The organism is Allobosea sp. MMO-172, from assembly GCF_037147855.1.
In the GTDB taxonomy this organism is placed as follows: Bacteria; Pseudomonadota; Alphaproteobacteria; order Rhizobiales; family Beijerinckiaceae; genus Allobosea.
Map to the genome: position 1 here is coordinate 163,842 of NZ_JBBCUM010000010.1, position 17,738 is coordinate 181,579.

At 67.0% G+C, this 17,738-nt stretch carries 13 protein-coding genes; 6 read left to right on the forward strand and 7 right to left on the reverse strand.

Translation table 11 applies throughout. From position 1 onward, the window contains the following. Positions 1–16 precede the first annotated feature (16 nt). A complete protein-coding gene (locus tag WFK61_RS16430) occupies positions 17–1,459 on the forward strand; it encodes a metal-dependent hydrolase family protein (RefSeq protein WP_336813159.1) in 1,443 nt (480 codons plus the stop codon). Between the two features lie 34 nt (positions 1,460–1,493). On the opposite strand, the gene WFK61_RS16435 is transcribed toward WFK61_RS16430, so the two are convergent. The 3 genes from WFK61_RS16435 to WFK61_RS16445 are packed head-to-tail and all read right to left on the reverse strand — an operon-like array spanning position 1,494 to position 4,368. Then, positions 1,494–2,798, reverse strand: a complete 1,305-nt coding sequence (locus tag WFK61_RS16435; protein ID WP_336813160.1) for a TRAP transporter large permease — start codon at positions 2,796–2,798, stop codon at positions 1,494–1,496. A 12-nt stretch (positions 2,799–2,810) separates the two neighbouring features. Beyond that, entirely contained in the window at positions 2,811–3,332 is a 522-nt protein-coding gene (locus WFK61_RS16440; RefSeq protein WP_336813161.1) for a TRAP transporter small permease, read from the reverse strand. A 49-nt stretch (positions 3,333–3,381) separates the two neighbouring features. Then, positions 3,382–4,368, reverse strand: coding sequence for a TRAP transporter substrate-binding protein (locus WFK61_RS16445; RefSeq protein ID WP_336813162.1), 987 nt, complete (start codon positions 4,366–4,368; stop codon positions 3,382–3,384). Positions 4,369–4,569: 201 nt separating this feature from the next. Between WFK61_RS16445 and WFK61_RS16450 the strand changes: the two genes are divergently transcribed. The 5 genes from WFK61_RS16450 to WFK61_RS16470 all read left to right on the forward strand — a co-directional run bounded on the left by WFK61_RS16450 (position 4,570) and on the right by WFK61_RS16470 (position 13,539). Then, positions 4,570–5,481 carry a LysR family transcriptional regulator gene (locus WFK61_RS16450; protein WP_336813163.1) on the forward strand — a complete coding sequence of 304 codons (912 nt, stop codon included), beginning with the start codon at positions 4,570–4,572 and terminating at the stop codon, positions 5,479–5,481. Positions 5,482–5,602: 121 nt separating this feature from the next. Beyond that, on the forward strand, positions 5,603–7,729 hold the full coding sequence (locus tag WFK61_RS16455) for a hydantoinase/oxoprolinase family protein (protein ID WP_336813164.1): 2,127 nt from the start codon (positions 5,603–5,605) through the stop codon (positions 7,727–7,729). After that, positions 7,722–9,431 carry a hydantoinase B/oxoprolinase family protein gene (locus WFK61_RS16460; RefSeq protein ID WP_336813165.1) on the forward strand — a complete coding sequence of 570 codons (1,710 nt, stop codon included), beginning with the start codon at positions 7,722–7,724 and terminating at the stop codon, positions 9,429–9,431. The genes WFK61_RS16455 and WFK61_RS16460 overlap by 8 nt, the downstream gene beginning before the upstream one ends. 160 nt (positions 9,432–9,591) lie before the next feature. Then, entirely contained in the window at positions 9,592–10,401 is an 810-nt protein-coding gene (locus WFK61_RS16465) for an NAD-dependent epimerase/dehydratase family protein (RefSeq protein ID WP_336813166.1), read from the forward strand. 210 nt (positions 10,402–10,611) lie between these two features. Further along, positions 10,612–13,539: an autotransporter outer membrane beta-barrel domain-containing protein gene (locus WFK61_RS16470; protein WP_336813167.1), complete on the forward strand. Its 2,928-nt coding sequence runs from the start codon at positions 10,612–10,614 to the stop codon at positions 13,537–13,539. Between the two features lie 69 nt (positions 13,540–13,608). On the opposite strand, the gene WFK61_RS16475 is transcribed toward WFK61_RS16470, so the two are convergent. The 4 genes from WFK61_RS16475 to WFK61_RS16490 form a co-directional block, all read right to left on the reverse strand. Continuing rightward, complete coding sequence (locus tag WFK61_RS16475; protein ID WP_336813168.1) at positions 13,609–14,868, reverse strand: YeeE/YedE family protein; 1,260 nt, start codon at positions 14,866–14,868, stop codon at positions 13,609–13,611. A gap of 15 nt (positions 14,869–14,883) precedes the next feature. After that, positions 14,884–15,819: a sulfurtransferase gene (locus WFK61_RS16480; RefSeq protein ID WP_336813169.1), complete on the reverse strand. Its 936-nt coding sequence runs from the start codon at positions 15,817–15,819 to the stop codon at positions 14,884–14,886. Between the two features lie 165 nt (positions 15,820–15,984). After that, complete coding sequence (locus WFK61_RS16485; protein WP_336813170.1) at positions 15,985–16,611, reverse strand: GNAT family N-acetyltransferase; 627 nt, start codon at positions 16,609–16,611, stop codon at positions 15,985–15,987. A 214-nt stretch (positions 16,612–16,825) separates the two neighbouring features. Continuing rightward, positions 16,826–17,734, reverse strand: coding sequence for a DMT family transporter (locus WFK61_RS16490; RefSeq protein ID WP_336813171.1), 909 nt, complete (start codon positions 17,732–17,734; stop codon positions 16,826–16,828). Positions 17,735–17,738 lie beyond the last annotated feature (4 nt).

Sequence of the window (17,738 nt, forward strand, 5' to 3'; positions counted from 1 at the left end):
CTAAGGGAGAGAAGCGATGCTGAGACTCGGCGAGAAATACGGCCATCTGGCTCATCGCGCCGGGTGCGGCTGCCACAATCCCGAACTCCACGCGGCCTCCCGCCGCCTCGAAACGCTGTCACGGCGCGGCCTTCTCGGCGGGGCGGCAGCGGCCGCCCTCTCCGGCATGCTGCCCGGACAGGCGTCGGCGCAGACCGCCGCGCCCCCTACCAGGATCCTGTTCCGCGAAGCGCGCTTGTTCGACAGCGTGGCGGGCACGGTGCGGCAGGGCGCGCAGGTACTGGTCGAGAACAACAGGATCGCTTCGGTCGATTTCAGCAACGCGCCTGCACCGGCCGGCGCGACCGTCATTGCTTGCCGCAACGGCGTCCTCATTCCCGGCCTGATCGACGCGCATTGGCATACGATCTTCGCCGCTGTGCCGCTTCCCATCCTGCTGAACGGCGACCCCGGCATCATCTATGCCACGTCGACCGCCGAGGCCAACCGCACGCTGCTGCGCGGTTTCACCACGGTTCGCGATCTCGGTGGCCCCGTCTTCTCCTTCAAGCAGGCGATCGATGCCGGCCTGATCCCCGGTCCGCGCATCTATCCGTCCGGTGCGATGATCACCACATCGGGCGGCCACGGTGACCTCCGGCTGCAGACCGAATTTCCGCGCGATGGCGGCCGGCTGAGCAAGGGCGAGCTGTTCGGAGGCGCCGCGATCGTCGACAGCGTCGGCGATCTGCAGATGCGCATCCGCGAGCAATTGCTGCAAGGTGCGTCGCAGATCAAGCTGATGGGCGGGGGCGGCGTCTCGTCGCCGCGCAGCCCGCTCGACATCCTCACCTTCAGCGAGGACGAGCTGCGCGCCGCGGTCGCCGTGGCGCAGGACTGGAACACCTACGCGACGATCCACGCCTACACGACGCGTGCCGTGCGCCGTGCCCTGGCCGCAGGCGTGAGCTCGATCGAGCACGCCCATCTCATCGACGAGGCCACGGCGCGGATGATCGCCGAGAAGGGCGTCTGGCTCAGCACCCAGCCCTTCCTCACCATGGCGGATGCCGCCTCGCAGACCGGGCCGGGAACCGAGCGCGCCCAGCAGATATTCGTCGGCACGCCGCAGCTCTACGGCTTCGCCCGCAAGTTCGGCATCAAGACCGCCTGGGGCTCGGACGTCCTGTTCTCCCCGGAACTGACCCCGCGCCAGAACATCATGCTCACCCATCTGAGCAACTGGTATAGCAATGCCGAAGCCCTGCAGATGGCGACGGCGAGAAATGCCGAGCTGCTCGGCCTGTCCAACATGCGCAATCCCTATCCCGGCAAGCTCGGCGTGCTGGCCGAGGGCGCCCTGGCGGATATCCTCGTGGTCGCGGGCAATCCGGTCGAGGACATCAAGCTGCTGGAGGACCCGCACAGGAACTTCGCGGTCATCATGAAGGACGGGCGCCTCCACAAGAACACGCTGTGAGGCGCGCGTTCATCGCTGAGCGCGCGCCCTCGGCTTAGCCGGCCATCATCTTCGGCAGCACCGTCACGATCTGCGGGAAGACGGTGATCAGCACCAGCAGGAGCATCAGCACGAAGAAATAGGGGATCGCCGCCTTCGTCACGGCGAGGATGTCCTTGCCCGTGATGCTTTGCAGCACGAACAGGTTGAACCCCACCGGCGGGGTGATCTGGGCCGCCTCGATCAGGATCACCACGAAGATGCCGAACCAGAGCAGGTCGATCCCGGCCGCCTGCACCATCGGCAGCATCACCGACGAGGTCAGCACGATGATCGAGATGCCCTCGAGGAAGCAGCCGAGGATCAGCATGAACACGGCCAGCACTGCCAGCAGCGCATAGGGCGAGAGATGCATGGCATCGACCCAACTCGCCAGCGAGCGGGGAATGTCGACGAAGGCCACCGCGATGGTCAGGCAGGCCGCGCAGGCGATGATGAAGGAGATCATGCAGGAGGTCCGCATGGCCGCCATCAGCCCGTCCATGAAGCTCGCCCGCGTCAACCCGCCGCCGACTGCGGCCAGGATCAGCGCGCCGATCACGCCGATCGTCGCGGCCTCGGTCGGTGTGGCGATGCCGCCATAGATCGAGCCGACCACCGAGCCGATCAGCAGCGCCACCGGGATCAACCGGCGCGAGCGATAGACCTTCTCCAGGAACGGCACGGGCGGCTCCGCCGGCGGCATCTTGTCCGGGTTGAGCAGGCTCCAGACCGCCGTGTAGCCCATGAACAGCGCCATCAACAGGATGCCAGGCAGGACGCCGGCGATGAACAGGCGCGCGATCGAGACCTCGGCCGTCACGCCATAGACGATCATGATGATCGAGGGCGGGATCAGCAGTCCGAGCGTGCCGGAGCCGGCGAGCGTGCCGATGGTCATGTTGAGCGGATAGTTCCGCTTTTCCAGCTCGGGGACGCTGATGCGGCCGATCGTGGCGCAGGTCACGGCCGAGGAGCCGGCGACCGCCGCCATGATGCCGCAGCCCAGCACGTTGACATGGAGCAGACGGCCCGGCAGCCGCGACACCCAGGGCGCCAGCCCCTGGAACATGTCGGCCGAGAGCTTCGAGCGGAACAGGATCTCGCCCATCCAGATGAAGAGCGGCAGTGAGGTTAGCGCCCAGCCCCAGCTCGAATCCCAGAGCGTGGAGGCGATCAGCGAGCCCATCGGCGCCGTGGTGAAGAGCCCCATCATCACCATGCCGACGGTGAGGAGCGAGAGCGCGACCCAGACGCCGCTGGCAAGCAGCAGGAGCAGGGAACTGGCGAGGACCAGCGAGGCGAGAACGATCGGATCCATCATCATCGCCCCTTATGCCACCGGCCTGTCGAGCTCGACTTCGTCGGGCGCCTCGTAGCGGGGCTTGCCGCCGGTCAGGAGCCAGACGAGTTCGTCGATGAAGGCGATCGCCAAGGCGGCGATGCCGATGGCGACGCCGGTCTGCGGAATCCAGAACGGCATGGCCAGCAGGCCGGGGCTGACATCGTTGAATTCGCGCGATTGCAGCGCGAGCGACGCCACATGCCAGGCGAGGAACGAAACGACCACCGTGCCGAGCAGGCAATTGAAGATCTCGACGCCATGCCGCCAGCGCTGCGGCAAGCGATCGACGATCAGGTTGATCCGGACATGCCCGCCGCGCCGGAAGGTGTGGGCAAGGCCGAAGAAGGTCGAGGCTGCCAGGCACAACCCGGCTGCCTCGGTGGCGTCGAGCGTGACGCCGCGCATGCGGCTGACGATCTGGGCGACGATGGCCAGCCCGATGCCGATCATGAAGGCGGCGGCGACATAGCCGCACGCCTCATAGAACCTGTCGAGAACTCCGCGTATCACCGGTCACTCCGCTAGCCATGGGTCTTGAAAAAGTGGCAGGCGGAGGCCGTTACTTCAGGCTCTTCTGATAGGTTTCGTAGACGGCTTTCTCCTCGGCCGTGGCGCTGCCGAGCCAGTCGGCGACCATGCCCTTGCCGGCGACCTCGATGGCGTCGAGGATGTCCTTCGGCGACTGGGCGATGGCCACGCCATGGCCCTTGAGCACGCTCTCGCGCTCCTCGGCCGCCTTCTTGGACAATTCCCAGCCGCGCTTGGTCGCGGCCTCGCCGGCTTCGGTCACCACCTTCTGCGTCGCCGCGTCGAGCTGGCGGAACGCGCGCTCGTTGACGAGGATCGCGTTCTTGTTGTGCATCGTGCCGGTATAGGTGAAGTTCTTGACGTAATCCCAGATCTGCACGTCGGTGCCTGTCTGCGCGCTGGTCCAGAGCGACTGGATCATGCCGGTCGAGAAGGCCTGCGGCACTTCGGCGAAGGGCAGGATCAGCGCTTCCATGCCGAGCTTCTCGCCCATGATCTGGGTCTGCTTGGAATAGATGCGCAGCTTCTGGCCCTTGAGGTCGGCGAGCCCCTTCAGCGGCGCCTTGGTGTAGAAGCCCTGGCCCGGCCAGGCGACATAGGTGATGGCGCGCATGCCGTTCTTCTTGAACAGCGCATCGAAGAACGGCGCCTGCGCCTCGGTCAGCTTGGTCGCCTGGTCATAGGTCGTGGCGACGCCGGGGATGTTGTCGAGATTGTACATCGCGCCTTCGTTGCCGTAGACGCCGAGACGGATCTCGCCGATCTGGATCTGGCCGGACTGCACGGCGCGCTTCACTGCGTCGAGCTTGATCAGGCTGTCGTTCGAGCGCAGGTCGATCTTGAGCTTGCCGCCGCTCTTCTCCTCGATCTCCTTGATCATCTGCCGGATGTTCTGGGTGAAGAAGCTGCTTTCGGGATAGCCCGAGGCCATCGTCCAGCTGGTCTGGGCGGAGGCGGGAGCGGCGAGCCCGAGGCTCAGGGCAAGGGCGGCGGACGCGATCAGAGCTCTGCGGTTCATGGTTCCCCTCGTTCTTATCGCGCTGCGGCGAAAGCCGTGCGCCTTTAGGAGCCGAGCCGTGCCGAAGCCCGATCGACGGCTAAGGGTCAGTCGAGCGCGTAATCGCGATAGCATCCAATTGAAATTATCTGTTGTTGCGATAGATTTTGTTTATTGGACTGCCATGCGGCCCAAAAATTGCTTGTCTGAGAGGCGGGGCGAATGCCGAACTGGACGCTGAAGCAGCTCGAAAGCTTTGTCTGGGTGGCCAAGCTCGGCAGCTTCCGGGCGACGGCCGAGCGCCTGAACACGACGCAGCCCAATATCTCCGTGCGCATCTCGCAGCTCGAATCCGTGCTGGGCGTCAGGCTGTTCCATCGCGATTCCGGCTCGGTCGCCCTGACGCCGATCGGCCATTCGCTGCTGGGGCAGGCCGAGCGCGTGCTGCAGGCCTCCGAGGAATTCTCCCAGCAATCGATCCGCTCCGACCAGCAGATCGGCATCCTCAGGCTCGGCGTCGCCGAGCTCATCGCCCAGACCTGGCTGCGCGACTATCTGCTCGATCTCAGGCAGGTCTTCCCGAATGTCGATGTCGAGCTCCGGGTCGACCTGACGATCAACCTGCGCGAGGAGCTGGTTTCACGATCGCTCGACCTGTGCTTGCTGAACGGCCCGATCTCGAACTTCAACATCACCAATGTCGAGCTGGGGTCCGTGCCTTATCTCTGGGTGGCCTCGCCGCGGCTCGGGCTCACCGGCTCCGACCTCTCGACGATGGCCTCGCATACGATCCTGACCCATGCGCGCAATACCCGCCATTTCGTCGAGCTCTCCGCGCATTTCCGCGACAACTGGGAGAGGCCGGTCCGGATCGTGCCGTCGAGCAGTCTCGCGGCCAGCCTGCAGATGACCATCGATGGCCTCGGCATCGCGCCGATGTCGCGCACGCTCGTCGAGAAGCTCCTCGATACCGGGGAGCTGGTGGAATTTCCCTATGAATGGAAACCGAGCGCCCTGATCTTCACGGCCTCCTATGCCCATACGCCGGCCAGCTTCCTGCTGAAGCGGGCGGCCGAGCTCGCCGGCGAGAGGGCCGCGCGCCATCATCAGGGTGATGCGCGGCGATCCGTATGAGCTTCCGCCTGTCGGCCAAGGCGATAAATCCTTCTTATCGAATTACATAGAAAATAATAATTCGACGACATCGACACCGCGCTCCATCCTCGCCGCCTCAGACAACGGAGGCGCGTAAGCCATGTCCATTCTCGGGGCCCGCCTGGGCGTCGATATCGGGGGAACCTTCACGGATGTCGTGCTCGAGCAGGGCGGGCAGCGGTTCTCCACAAAGGTCCTGACGACTTACGCCGCGCCCGAGGATGCGATCATCGAGGGCATGCACCGCGTCTGCGAGAAGGCCGGCATCGCCGCTTCCGCGATCGGGCAGATCATCCACGGCACGACGCTGGCGACCAATGCGCTGATCGAGCGGCGCGGCGCCAAGACCGCGCTCATCACCACCGAAGGCTTCCGCGATGTCATCGAGATGCGGACCGAGAGCCGTTTCGAGCAATATGATCTCAATCTGACGCTGCCGGAGCCGCTCCTGCCGCGTAACCGGCGCTACACGGTCAAGGAGCGCATGGATGCGCGCGGCAAGATTCTGGTCCCGCTGGATCGCGCCGCCGTCGAAACCCTGGTCGATGAACTGCGCGAAGCCGGCTACGAGAGCGTCGCGGTCGGGCTGCTGCATTCCTATGTCAACGACGCGCATGAGCGCCTGATCCTCGACGTGCTGGCCGAGCGCCTGCCGGGCGCGATGGTCTCGCTTTCCTCGGAAGTCTCGCCCCAGATGCGGGAATACGAGCGCTTCAACACGACGATCGCCAACGCCTATATCAAGCCGCTGATGAAGAGCTACCTCGTCCGGCTGAAGGGGCGGCTCGCGGCGGAAGGCGCGGCCTGCCCGATCTTCCTGATGCATTCCGGCGGCGGCATCATCTCGCTGGAAAGCGCCTCGGAATTCCCGGTTCGCCTCGTCGAATCCGGCCCGGCCGGCGGCGCGGTCTTCGCTGCCGACATCGCCGCGCGGCACGGCCTGAAGAAGGTGCTGTCCTTCGACATGGGCGGCACCACCGCCAAGATCTGCCTGATCAAGAACTACACGCCGAAGACCGCCCGCGTCTTCGAGGTCGCCCGGACCTATCGCTTCAAGAAAGGCTCCGGCATGCCGATCTCGATCCCCGTGATCGACATGGTTGAGATCGGGGCCGGCGGCGGCAGCCTCGCCCATGTCGACTCGATGAAGCAGATCCGCGTCGGGCCGGAAAGCGCGGGCTCCGAGCCCGGCCCGGCCTGCTATGGCCGCGGTGGCAAGCGCCCGGCCGTGACCGATGCCGACGTCATCCTCGGCAAGATCGACCCGGACAATTTCGCGGCCGGCACGATCCCGCTCTTCGCCGATCAGTCGGCCAGGGCGCTGGAAGCCGAGATCGGCGGCAGGCTCGGCATGGCGGCGGAGGAAAGCGCCTGGGGCGTGGCGGAGGTCGTCGACGAGAATATGGCCAATGCCGCGCGCGTGCACGCCGTCGAGAACGGCGAAGACCTGTCGGAATACACGATGATTGCCTTCGGCGGCGCGGCTCCGCTCCATGCCGGCCGCCTCTGCGAGAAGCTCGGCATCATCAGATGCCTCGTGCCGCCCGGCGCCGGTGTCGGCTCGGCCATCGGCTTCCTCAGGGCGCCGTTCAGCTTCGAGGCCAACCGCACGCTGTTCATGCGGCTGGCCCAGTTCGACACCGCGCGCGTCACGAAACTCTTCGGCGAGATGGAGGAGGAAGCGACGCGGGTGGTGCGCTCCTGCGGCTGGTCCGGGGCGATCGAGGCCGAATACAAGATCTATATGCGCTATGCCGGCCAGGGCTGGGAAATCCCGGTCACGCTGACCCCTGAGGAAGCGCGTGCTGCCGACCCGGCCGTCATCCTCCAGCGCTTCGAGCACGAATACGCCAACCTGTTCGGGCGCACCGTGAAGGGGCTCGCCGCCGAGATCACGGTCTGGTCGGTCAATGCCCACACGCCGCAGGAGGCCGTCGCCCCGGTGGCGCCGGTTTCGCAGACGCGCGATGCGCTGGCGCAAGGCCGTCGCTCGGTTTTCGATGCCGGCCTCGGCCGCCGCGTTGAGGCGGAAGCCCATGACCGTACCGCGCTGCCCGCCGGCAGCCGGATCAACGGCCCCGGCATCGTCACCGAGGACGAGACCACCATCGTCCTGCCGTCGAGCCGCTTTGCCGTCACGCTGAATGACGGCTGCATCGATATCCGCCTTGTCGAAGCCGCCCCCGCCGCTGCTGTCGCCGCGCGCAAGGAGCCCGCCCATGTCTGAGATCTCCAAGGTCGCCTATCAGGTCATGTGGAACCGCCTGATCTCGGTCGTCGAGGAGCAGGCGCAGGCGCTGATCCGCACCTCCTTCTCGACCTCGGTGCGCGAGGCCGGCGATCTCTCCGCCGGCGTCTATAACGAGAAGGGCGAGATGCTCGCGCAGGCGGTGACCGGCACGCCCGGCCACGTCAACGCCATGGCCGATGCCGTCGCCCATTTCATCCGCCGGATCGGGCGCGAGAACATCGCCGAGGGCGATGTCTACATCACCAACAACCCCTGGGAGGGGACCGGCCACCTGCACGACATCACCGTCGTCAGCCCCTCCTTCCATCGGGGGCGCCATGTCGGCTTCTTCGCCTGCACCGCCCATATCGTCGATATCGGCGGGCGCGGCTTCGGCGCCGATGCCAACTCGGTCTACGAGGAAGGCCTGCATATCCCGATCATGAAATTCGCCGATCGCGGCACGGTCAACGAGACGCTGGTCACGATCATCCGCGGCAATGTCCGCGAGCCCGACCAGCTCGTCGGCGACATCTACGCCCTCGCGACCTGCAACGAGATCGGCCATCGCCGCCTGATCGACATGATGGTCGAGTTCAAACTCGCCGACCTTGCCGGCATCTCCGACTTCATCCTGACCAATTCCCGGCAAGCGACGCTGGACAAGATCGCGGCTCTGCCGCGGGGTGAGGCCGAGGGCCATATGCGGATCGACGGCTACAGCCGGCCGATCGACCTCAAGGTGAAGATCTCGATCAAGCCGGACGGTGTGCTCTGCGACTGGGCCGGCACCTCCGGCGTCGACAAGAACGGCATCAACGTGCCGCTGGTCTATACGAAGGCCTATACCTGCTATGCGCTGAAATGCGCGATCGCGCCGGAAATCCCGAACAACGCCGCCTCGCTGGAGCCCTTCCGCATCACGGCGCCGGAGCACACCATCGTCAACGCGGTCTGGCCGGCGCCGGTCGCGCTGCGTCATATCATCGGCCATATGGTGCCGGACACGATCTACGACGCGCTCGACAAGCTCCTGCCCGGCCTTGTGCCGGCAGAGGGCGCTGGCAGCCTGTGCAATTTCCAGGTCTCGCTCAGGCCGCGCAGCGATGGCCCCTGGCCGACGGACGCCGTGCGCGCCGAGGTGTTGACCTTCAACTCCGGCGGTTCCGGCGCGCGGCCGGCGCTCGACGGCATGAATGCCACCGCCTTCCCCTCGGGCGTGATGACGATGCCGGTCGAGGCGACCGAGCAGGTCGGCCCCGTCATCGTCTGGCGCAAGGAACTCCGGCCCGATTCCGGCGGCAAGGGCCGGCATCGCGGCGGCCTCGGCCAGCATATGGAGGTCGGTGCCTGGGAGGGCTACGAGTTCGACATCCAGGCGATGTTCGACCGTGTCCACCACCCCGCCCGCGGCCGGCGCGGCGGTGGCGGCGGCGCGCCGACGACCATCGCGCTCGACGACGGCACGGCGATGAAGGGCAAGGGCAAGCAGTTCGTGCCGCATGGCCGCAAGGTCGTGATGGCCTTCCCGGGCGGCGCCGGCTATGGCGCCCCGGCCGAACGAGCCGGGAGCAGCGTGGAGCGGGATCTCGCCCTGGGCTATGTTTCGGCTGAGGCCGCCCGCGCCGAATATGGCCTGCCCGAGGAGCGCGTGGCCGATGTGCTGGCCACGTCCCGCCGCGGTGAACTGCCTCGCTAGCGGGAAGGCCGCTGCGAGGCGGCCCGTATCCAGCGCAGTGCGGCCCAGCCGTACCGCGGCTTGCCAGTGATCGCCGGGCGATGCCTCACTGCGTCCACCGATAGGGATGGCCTGAGCACGGCCGCATCGTCGCGATGCGGCCGTCAGACGCGAGGATCGCATGCCGCACTATAACCGCATCCTGATCACCGGCGCGGCCGGGCGCCTCGGTTCGCAGCTCCGTGCTGGTCTTGCCCCGCTGGCGCAGGTGATCCGCCTCGCCGATCGCGACCCACTCGGCCCGCTCGCCGCGAATGAGGAGGAGGCGATCTTCGATCTCGCCGACATGGAGGCGACGATCGCCGCGACGGAAGGCTGCGACGCCATCGTCCATTTCGGCGGCGCGCCGACCGAGCGCGAATGGCAGATCATCCTCGATTCCAGTATCCGCGGCTCCTATCACATCTACGAAGGCGCGCGGAAACACGGGGTCAAGCGCATCGTCTACGCCTCGTCTGTCCATGCGATCGGCTTCCACGAGATCGGCGCGCATATTTCGGTCGATGCGCCGGTCCGGCCCGACTGCCTCTACGGCGTCGGCAAGACTTTCGTGGAAAGCCTCAGTCGGCTCTACTGGGACAAGCACGGCATCGAGACGGCGTGCCTGCGCATCTTCTCGTCCTTCCCGGAGCCGGCCGACCGCCGGATGCTCTGGTCCTACCTGTCCTTTGCCGATTGCGTGCGCCTCGTCACGGCGGCGCTGACCGCACCCTTCGTCGGTCATACGATCACGTTCGGCACCTCGGATAATGCGGTGAAGGCGGTGGACAATAGCGGCGCCGGCCATCTCGGCTATCACCCGCAGGACAGCTCGGAACCGTTCCGGGCCAAGGTCGAAGCCAGCGTCCCGGCGCTTGATCCGCAATCGCCAGCGGGGCGCTATCTAGGCGGCAAGTTCTGCGAGATGCCTCATCCTGATGACCGTGATTGAGCCTCCTCAATCGGTTGAAGCGGATGTTTCAGCCCGGTCGGACGCCAAAAATGCTTTCCTGTCGAAAATAGTCAGTATGCCCCGGGCTTGCCCCATTGCCGTAGCGGCAGCTTCCGCTAAGAGGTGAATCGTTTGGCTGGGGGGCCTTGATTCCAGATGCTGCGGAAATCCGTAACCGACCGGGCGTGGCCGCCCGCGCAATGCAGGGCCATGTGCCGGCGAACGATCCGCGCTGCGCTCCTGTCGGCGGCCAGTCTTGCGGCATTGGGGCTCAGCCCGGCCTGCGCTCAATCATGGCAGGGTACGACGTCCGACTGGGGCACGCCGACGAATTGGTCGTCGGGCGCCGTTCCGACCGCGGCCGGGACTGTCAACATTGGCTCCGCCGGGGCGGTCAACCCGTCGATCAACGGGATCGCGGCCAGCGCGAATATCCTGCGCATCGGCGCAGCAGGTTCGACACCGCTTCTGTCGCTGACGAACGGCGGCTCGCTCGCGGCCTACTCCACCACCTTTGGCCAATCCGTCGGCGAAGCCGGCTCCATGCAGGTGACCGGGCCGAGCACGCAATGGACCGGCAACTTCCTGGATCTGGGCCGCTACGGCAGCGGCACGCTGACTGTCTCGGGAGGGGCCGCCGTCACCTTCAACGACACGGTCATGTCGGCTGTCTTTGCCGGCAGCACCGGCACGATGACAATATCGGGCGCGGGAACCTCGTTTTACACGGGCAACACCCATATCATCGGCAATGGCGGCGACGGCAGCCTCGCGATCCTCGCGGGCGCCCGCGCCGACGACAAGGGGGTGACGCTTGGCCAGAATGCCGGTTCGCGCGGCACCGCGACGGTCGATGGCAGTGGCAGCGCCTGGAACATACGCGCTGCCCTTTCAGTCGGTGCCCAGGGTAACGGCACGCTCGGCATTTCCAACGGTGGCCAGGTGACGGCGGCCGGTGCGGTCTATGTCGGTCGGGAAACTACCTCCATCGGCAGCCTAACGCTCGACGGTGCCGGCTCACGCCTCGTCTCCGGCGGCAGCTTCATCGTCGGAAATCGCGGGCGCGGCAGCGCAACGATCTCGGGCGGTGCTGTCAGCCAGGCGCAGTCAGGCATCATCGGCTATTACGACAATTCCCCGGGCGAGCTGCGGGTCACGGGGGCCAATTCGCTCTGGCAGGGCTCGACCTACCTGATGGTGGGTCATGAGGGTGACGGTACTGCGACCCTCGACAATGGCGGCACCGTGCGCGTCAACGGTGGCGCGGGGCAGATCATCATCGCCAACCGCGGCACCTCGTCCAGCACGGTCAACATCGGCGCGGCGGCAGGCGCCCCGGCGCAGGCTCCCGGTTTCATCGAAGCCGGCTCGATCCGCTTCGGGTTGGGGAACGGAACGCTGTTCTTCAACCACACGTCGGACAATTATGTCGTCAATGCCGCCATCTCGGGCAAGGGCGATCTGATCACCGAGAGCGGCACCACGATCCTGCGCGGCATCAATACCTATACCGGAGCGACCGAGGTCCGCGGCGGCACGCTGATCGTCGACGGCGCGATCACCGCCTCTTCGGTGGAGGTCGGTGAGCACGGGACGCTCGGTGGCTCCGGAACGGTCTCGTCCCTGACGATGAACGGCGTGATCTCGCCGGGCAATTCGCCGGGGACCCTGACGGTCAGCGGCAACCTGACGCTCGGTGTCGGCACGACCTATATCGCCGAGGTCGAAGGCCCCGTCGCCGACCGGATCAATGTCACGGGCTCCGCGAGCCTGGCCGGCACGCTGCAGCTGGTCTCACTGGGCGGCGCCTCCCGCTTCACGACACCCTATACGCTGCTCTCGGCGCCGGGCGGCGTCTCCGGCACGTTCAATACCGTCGTTCCGAACTTCGGTGCGGCTGTGGGCACGTCGGTGACCTATACCCCGACGGCGGTTCTGCTCGCGCTGGCGCCGCGGCCGCTGGCGCCGCTGGCGGGCTCCACGCGCAACGGCCTGGCCATCGCCGCCGGGATCGATCAGGCCGTGGCCGCGGGCGGCGATCCGTCCTCCCTGTTCCAGATCTACAACCAGCCGGCTGCCGCGATTCCGGCCGCGCTCAACCAGCTCTCGGGCGAGGTCCATACCGCTGCCCCGGCCATGGCCAACGTCGCTGCCGACCAGTTCCTGCGCGCGATGCTCGACCCGATGGCGGCAGGCCGGCTCGGCATGGGCGCGCCCGGTCCGGGAGCCGCCGCCTTCTCCGGCCTGGTGCGCAAGGGTGCCGATGCACCGGCCGCTCCGTCGCGGCTCGACGCGCCGGTCTATTCGGTCTGGGGTTCGGCCTTCGGTTCCCATGGCCGCACGGATGGCGACGTGGCGGTCGGCTCGTCACGGCGGACCATCGACGACACCCATCTCGCCACCGGCATCGACATGCGGTTGATGCCGGGCACGGTCGCCGGCCTCGCCGTTTCCGGCGGCAAGTCCCGCGCCGCGCTGCCGGGCTTCATCGGCAAGGTCGATGCCAATGTCTTCCAGGCCGGCCTCTATGGTACGACCCAGATCGGCGCGATCAAGCTCGGCGCGGCAACGAGCTATGCCTGGCTCGACAACGACGCCAGCCGCGGCGTCCCGGTTCTCGGCTCGAGCCTGGCCTCGTCCTATACGAGCACGGCCTGGAGTGGGCGCCTGCAGGCGAGCGCGACAGCCTTCTCGCTGAACGGGATCAGCCTCTCGCCGCTCGCTGCACTGCAGGCGACCCATACCCGCAGTCCGGCGGTCGTCGAGACCAACTGGGCCGGTGCCAATGCCGGCGCGCTCGTCGTCGCGAAGCACAGCGAGACGACCTCGCGCGGCGAACTCGGCCTGCAGCTCGATGCGGACGGCGTCTTCGGCCAGATGCCGGTCACCGGCTATGTCCGGGCGGCCTGGGCCCATTACTTCCAGCGCGACGCCGAACTGGCGGCGAGCTTCGTCGGCCTGCCGGGAGCGGTTTTCGGCGCGACGGGCGCCGAGGCCAGCCGCAACAGCGCGCTGGTCTCCGCCGGCATCAGCGCCCGGCTGAGCGAGCGCATCACGCTCGGCCTCAATCTCGACGGCGAGCTCTCCGGGAACGGCAATCGCCTTGGCGGGACGGCACAGTTCAGGGTCAGCTTCTGAGCTGGGCGATGCCGGGTTTCTCGCCCCGCCTCGTACAGGCGGGGCCTGCTCCCGCTGTGCTGTTGCGGACTATAGGGGCAATCCGGCCCGCCGCCCAAGCTTGAGCGTGATGGTGGCGCCGAGGCCGAGCGCTGCCGCGAAGACCCAGCCCGAGACCGCGCCGGCCGAGATGCCAGAGAGCAGCGTGCCGACGGTGCAGCCGAGGCCGATGACGGTGCCCCAGCCGAGCAGGACACCGCGGGCAAGGCCACGCAGCGCCTGACCGGCGGTTGGCCAGCGCGGCCTGAATTCGCCCGCAGCTAGCGCCGCGATCAGCGCGGCGGCGACCAGGCCGGCGATGAAGAGCCCGTTCGGCGTCAGCAGGGCGTCGCGGATCACCGTGGCGCAGCCACGGAAGCTGTCGAGGCCTTCGAGCCGCGACGGCAGGAGATCGAAGGCACCGGCGAGCTGGCGCGAGCGCGAGCCGATCTCGGCGGTCACCCCGAGCGGGGACAAGCGTAGATAGGCGGCAACCCCGATCAGGCCGACGAACAGTCCACCGAGCCAAGCCGGCCAGCGCTGCCGGAAGATGCTGGCGAGCGGATCGCGCGACGGGGCCAGTTGCGCGGGAAGGTCTCCCCTGCGCAGGAGGAACCAGGCCAGTGCGGCCAGAACGGCGAGGGACACGATCAGCGCGCCGCCATATCCGAGATGGCGTGGCAGCCACGGCACCGGCGCTCCCGCGATCGTCCAGAGATAGAGACCGTTCCAGCTCTGGAAGCCGAGGATGAAACCACCGACGGCCCCAATGAGGGCGAAGGGCGCGGTCGGCGAGCCCTCGCCGAGACGGTAGAGATGGGCGCTGAGGCAGGAGCCCGAAAGCGCCATCCCGACCCCGAAGGCGAGGCCGGCAAGCACGAGCGCGAGGCTCACTGGCCCGATATGGGCGGTCGGCGGCAGGCGCGTGCCTGACGGGTCCGGCAGCCAGGCGCCGAAGATCAGAGTATAGCCGGTGATGCCCACCGCGAGCGCCGTGACGATGCCGAGCAGGCCGCGCGGATCGCGCCGGTCCAGCCAGTCGCGCCAGATGCAGAGGAAGCAGAAGCGCGAGCGCTGGATCACGAAGCCGAAGGCGGCGCCGAGGATCAGCGATAATTGCAGCTGCGGCGCCGGGTCGCCATGGCGGCCGATGCCGATGATCGCCAGGGCGAGGAGGGCGGCTAGGCCGAGCGCGATCAGGGTGCCCAGGGATGGTCCCGAAACGGGATCAGCCACGGCAGCCGGAGCCGCCATGGCCGCTTCACGGGCGCGCTGGTAATCCAGCGCGCCGCTTTCGTCGGAGATGCTCATCGGTGCCGGGGCAGCTTACTTGCCGCCCCAGATCGTGCCGGCCGGGTTGCTGATCGGCAGGCCAACGGTGTTGCCGTACTCGGTCCAGGAGCCGTCATAATTCGCGACCTGATAGCCGAGCACGCGCGACAGGATGAACCAGGTGTGGCTGGAGCGCTCGCCGATGCGGCAGGTCGTGATCACCGGCTTGGAGCCATCGATGCCGACATTGGCGTAGAGCTTCTTCAGTTCCTCCGGGGATTTCAGCGTGCCGTCGGCCTGGTTGACCGCCTGGGCCCAGGGCACGTTGACGGAACCGGGGATATGGCCGGCGCGCAGCGCCAGTTCCTGGAAGCCGGCCGGGGCGATGATCTTGCCGGAGAACTCGTCGGCCGAGCGGATATCGAGCACGCGTGCGTCGGACTTCTTCTCGACGGTGGCGACGACGTCGGCGAGCCGGGCGCGCAGCTTGCGATTGGGTTCGGCCGCCGTGAAGGCGGAAGCCTTGGCCGCCAGCGGATTGGTCGAGACCGGGCGCTTCTCCAGCTCCCATTTCTTGCGGCCGCCATCGAGCAGCTTCACGTTGTCGCGCAGGCCGTAGATGTCGAACACCCAGGCGCCCCAGGCGGCGAACCAGTTGTTGCTGTCGCCGTAGAGGACGATGGTGACGTCCTTGTCGAGGCCGAGCTTGCGGGCGAGCGCCTGGAATTTCTCCGGCTTGGCAATGTCGCGCTCGACCGTATCGACGAGATCGGTGTGCCAGACGACGTTCTGCGCGCCGGGGATATGACCGCGCTCATAGAGGCCGGGCTCGACGCTGACCTCGACGATCCGCACCTTCGGATCGCTCAGGTTCTTCTCCAGCCAGTCGGTGGTGACGAGCGGGCCGGAGTTGGCGAGCGCGGCACCGCCCAGCAGCAGGGTCGCTGCGAGCGTAACGGCGCTCCGGCGCAGCAGGGACAGGGCGGACATGGCGCGATCTCCTTGGGATTGAAAGCTTTGCCATGATTTCGCCACGCGCCGGCTTGCGGAAGCCGAACAGGATTTTTTTGTTTGGGCGATCCGGAGAAGGAAGGAGTTGTACGACCTTCGTTCAAGAAAATGACGTTGCGGAACGTCCGAAATCGGCGCCGGGGCTCAGGCCGCGGCTGCACGATGGGCGGACAGCCTTGCCGCGATCCTGGCCTCCTGCGCGGCCTTGACCAGACCGACGCGGGCGGTCGCTTCCTCCAGCGAGGCGGCCGGTGGATAGGCGGGCGTGCTGGCGGCGATGCCGGCCTTCGCGCCGATATGCTTCTCGAAGGGTAGTGAGCGATAGAGCGACGGATCGGCGGTCACGTCGAAAAGCGGCCGGTAGCCGAGCGACAGGTAAAGCGATGTCGCCTCGGGCTGCCGGAAGCCGGTGGTCAGATAGGCGCGGGTATAGCCGAGATCGGCCGCCGCTTCCTCCAGTGCGAGCACGATGCGCCGCGCCAGCCCCTGACGGCGCAGGTCGTCACGCGTCCAGATGCGCTTCAACTCGGCGGTCTCGTCGTCATGGCTCATGAAGGCGCCACCGGCGATCGTCTCGTTGCCGCGCCGTAGCAGCAGGAAATCCCCGAGCGGCGGCGCGAAAGCTTCCGCCGGATAGCGCAGGATTTCCGAGCGTGCTCCGCCCGGCCGGCTGTTGAACCCGTAGCGGCCGTCATATTCGGCGATGAGACCTTCGAGCAGGGCCTCCGCCTTCGCGTCGAGCGGTGACGATCTTACGATCAGATCGGGCATGGCGGGATTCCATCTGTTGTCGTGGAGCGTTGAATTTGCTCGCGACATTCGATGGCGCCCGAGTGGCAATCAATACTTGGCGGAAAATAAGTATATTTGAATTCGGTTGACGTTTTCCGGGGTTCGATATTTCTCGTATCTATCGCTTGGGGAGATGGAATGTGTCCGTGCTTGTCGCACGGGCACTTGTCTCTCCAACGCTGCCCGACACATCTCAGGCCGGGCGACGCGGCGGATCGCGTCGCAAGGCCAGAGCGACGCCGCCGATGGTCAGCGCGATCGCGACCATCTCCCGCAGCCCAAGCGTTTCGCCGAGCAAGGGCACGGCCGTGATCGTTCCCACGACCGGGACGATCAGCATGCTGGTCGCGGCAACCGCGGTCGGCAGCCGCCTGAGCGCACCGAACCAGGTGAGATAGCACAGCGCCATCGGGCCGACGGCCATATAGGCCAGCCCGAGCGCGCCCGGGGACGAGAGCGCGGTGATGTTGGGCCGCTCCAGCATGAGCCCGAGTGCCACCATCGGCAGGCAGCCGAGGGCGACCTGCCAGGCAGCGACGGCCGGACCCGGCATGGCGAGAGGCTTTTTCGCCGTGACCGTGCCGAGCGCGAACAGCACGGCCGCCGCGAAGGCGAAGAGCACACCGGGAAGCTTCGCCGCCGTGAAATCAGGGCCGCCCATCAGGATGACCATGCCGGTGATGCTCAGGCCCAGCGCCACCAGGCTGCGCCGGGTCGGGCGCGCGCCGAGAAGAGGCCAGGCCATCATCATGGCCCAGATCGGCATCGAATAGGCGATCAGCGCGCCTTCCGAGACCTTGAGCCAGTTCAGCGCGAGCGCGGTGAAGCCCATCCAGGCGAAGACGTTGATCGCTGCCGCAAGCAGGAGAGGCGCCCGCGCTTCCCGTGGCACGGCCAGGCTGTCGCCGCGAGCGATCGCCAGCAGAGCGAGGCAGAGCGCGCCGATGAGGCCGGCCGTCCCCCGGGCGAAGAGCGGCGGCCAGTCCTGCAGGACGAATTTCAACACCGTCCAGTTGAGGCCCCAGCCGAAGGCCGTGGCCAGCAGCAGGGCCTTGCCGACCGCCTGACTGGCCGGCACGGAAGCGGAGCCTGTCGCGGTCATGGCA

Coding starts and splice junctions, on each gene's coding strand:
- WFK61_RS16470 (WP_336813167.1), top strand. CDS start 10,612: ATGTGCCGGCGAACGATCCGCGCTGCGCTCCTGTCGGCGGCCAGTCTT.
- WFK61_RS16445 (WP_336813162.1), bottom strand. CDS start 4,368: ATGAACCGCAGAGCTCTGATCGCGTCCGCCGCCCTTGCCCTGAGCCTC.
- WFK61_RS16490 (WP_336813171.1), bottom strand. CDS start 17,734: ATGACCGCGACAGGCTCCGCTTCCGTGCCGGCCAGTCAGGCGGTCGGC.
- WFK61_RS16465 (WP_336813166.1), top strand. CDS start 9,592: ATGCCGCACTATAACCGCATCCTGATCACCGGCGCGGCCGGGCGCCTC.
- WFK61_RS16430 (WP_336813159.1), top strand. CDS start 17: ATGCTGAGACTCGGCGAGAAATACGGCCATCTGGCTCATCGCGCCGGG.
- WFK61_RS16435 (WP_336813160.1), bottom strand. CDS start 2,798: ATGGATCCGATCGTTCTCGCCTCGCTGGTCCTCGCCAGTTCCCTGCTC.
- WFK61_RS16450 (WP_336813163.1), top strand. CDS start 4,570: ATGCCGAACTGGACGCTGAAGCAGCTCGAAAGCTTTGTCTGGGTGGCC.
- WFK61_RS16460 (WP_336813165.1), top strand. CDS start 7,722: ATGTCTGAGATCTCCAAGGTCGCCTATCAGGTCATGTGGAACCGCCTG.
- WFK61_RS16485 (WP_336813170.1), bottom strand. CDS start 16,611: ATGCCCGATCTGATCGTAAGATCGTCACCGCTCGACGCGAAGGCGGAG.
- WFK61_RS16455 (WP_336813164.1), top strand. CDS start 5,603: ATGTCCATTCTCGGGGCCCGCCTGGGCGTCGATATCGGGGGAACCTTC.
- WFK61_RS16480 (WP_336813169.1), bottom strand. CDS start 15,819: ATGTCCGCCCTGTCCCTGCTGCGCCGGAGCGCCGTTACGCTCGCAGCG.
- WFK61_RS16475 (WP_336813168.1), bottom strand. CDS start 14,868: ATGAGCATCTCCGACGAAAGCGGCGCGCTGGATTACCAGCGCGCCCGT.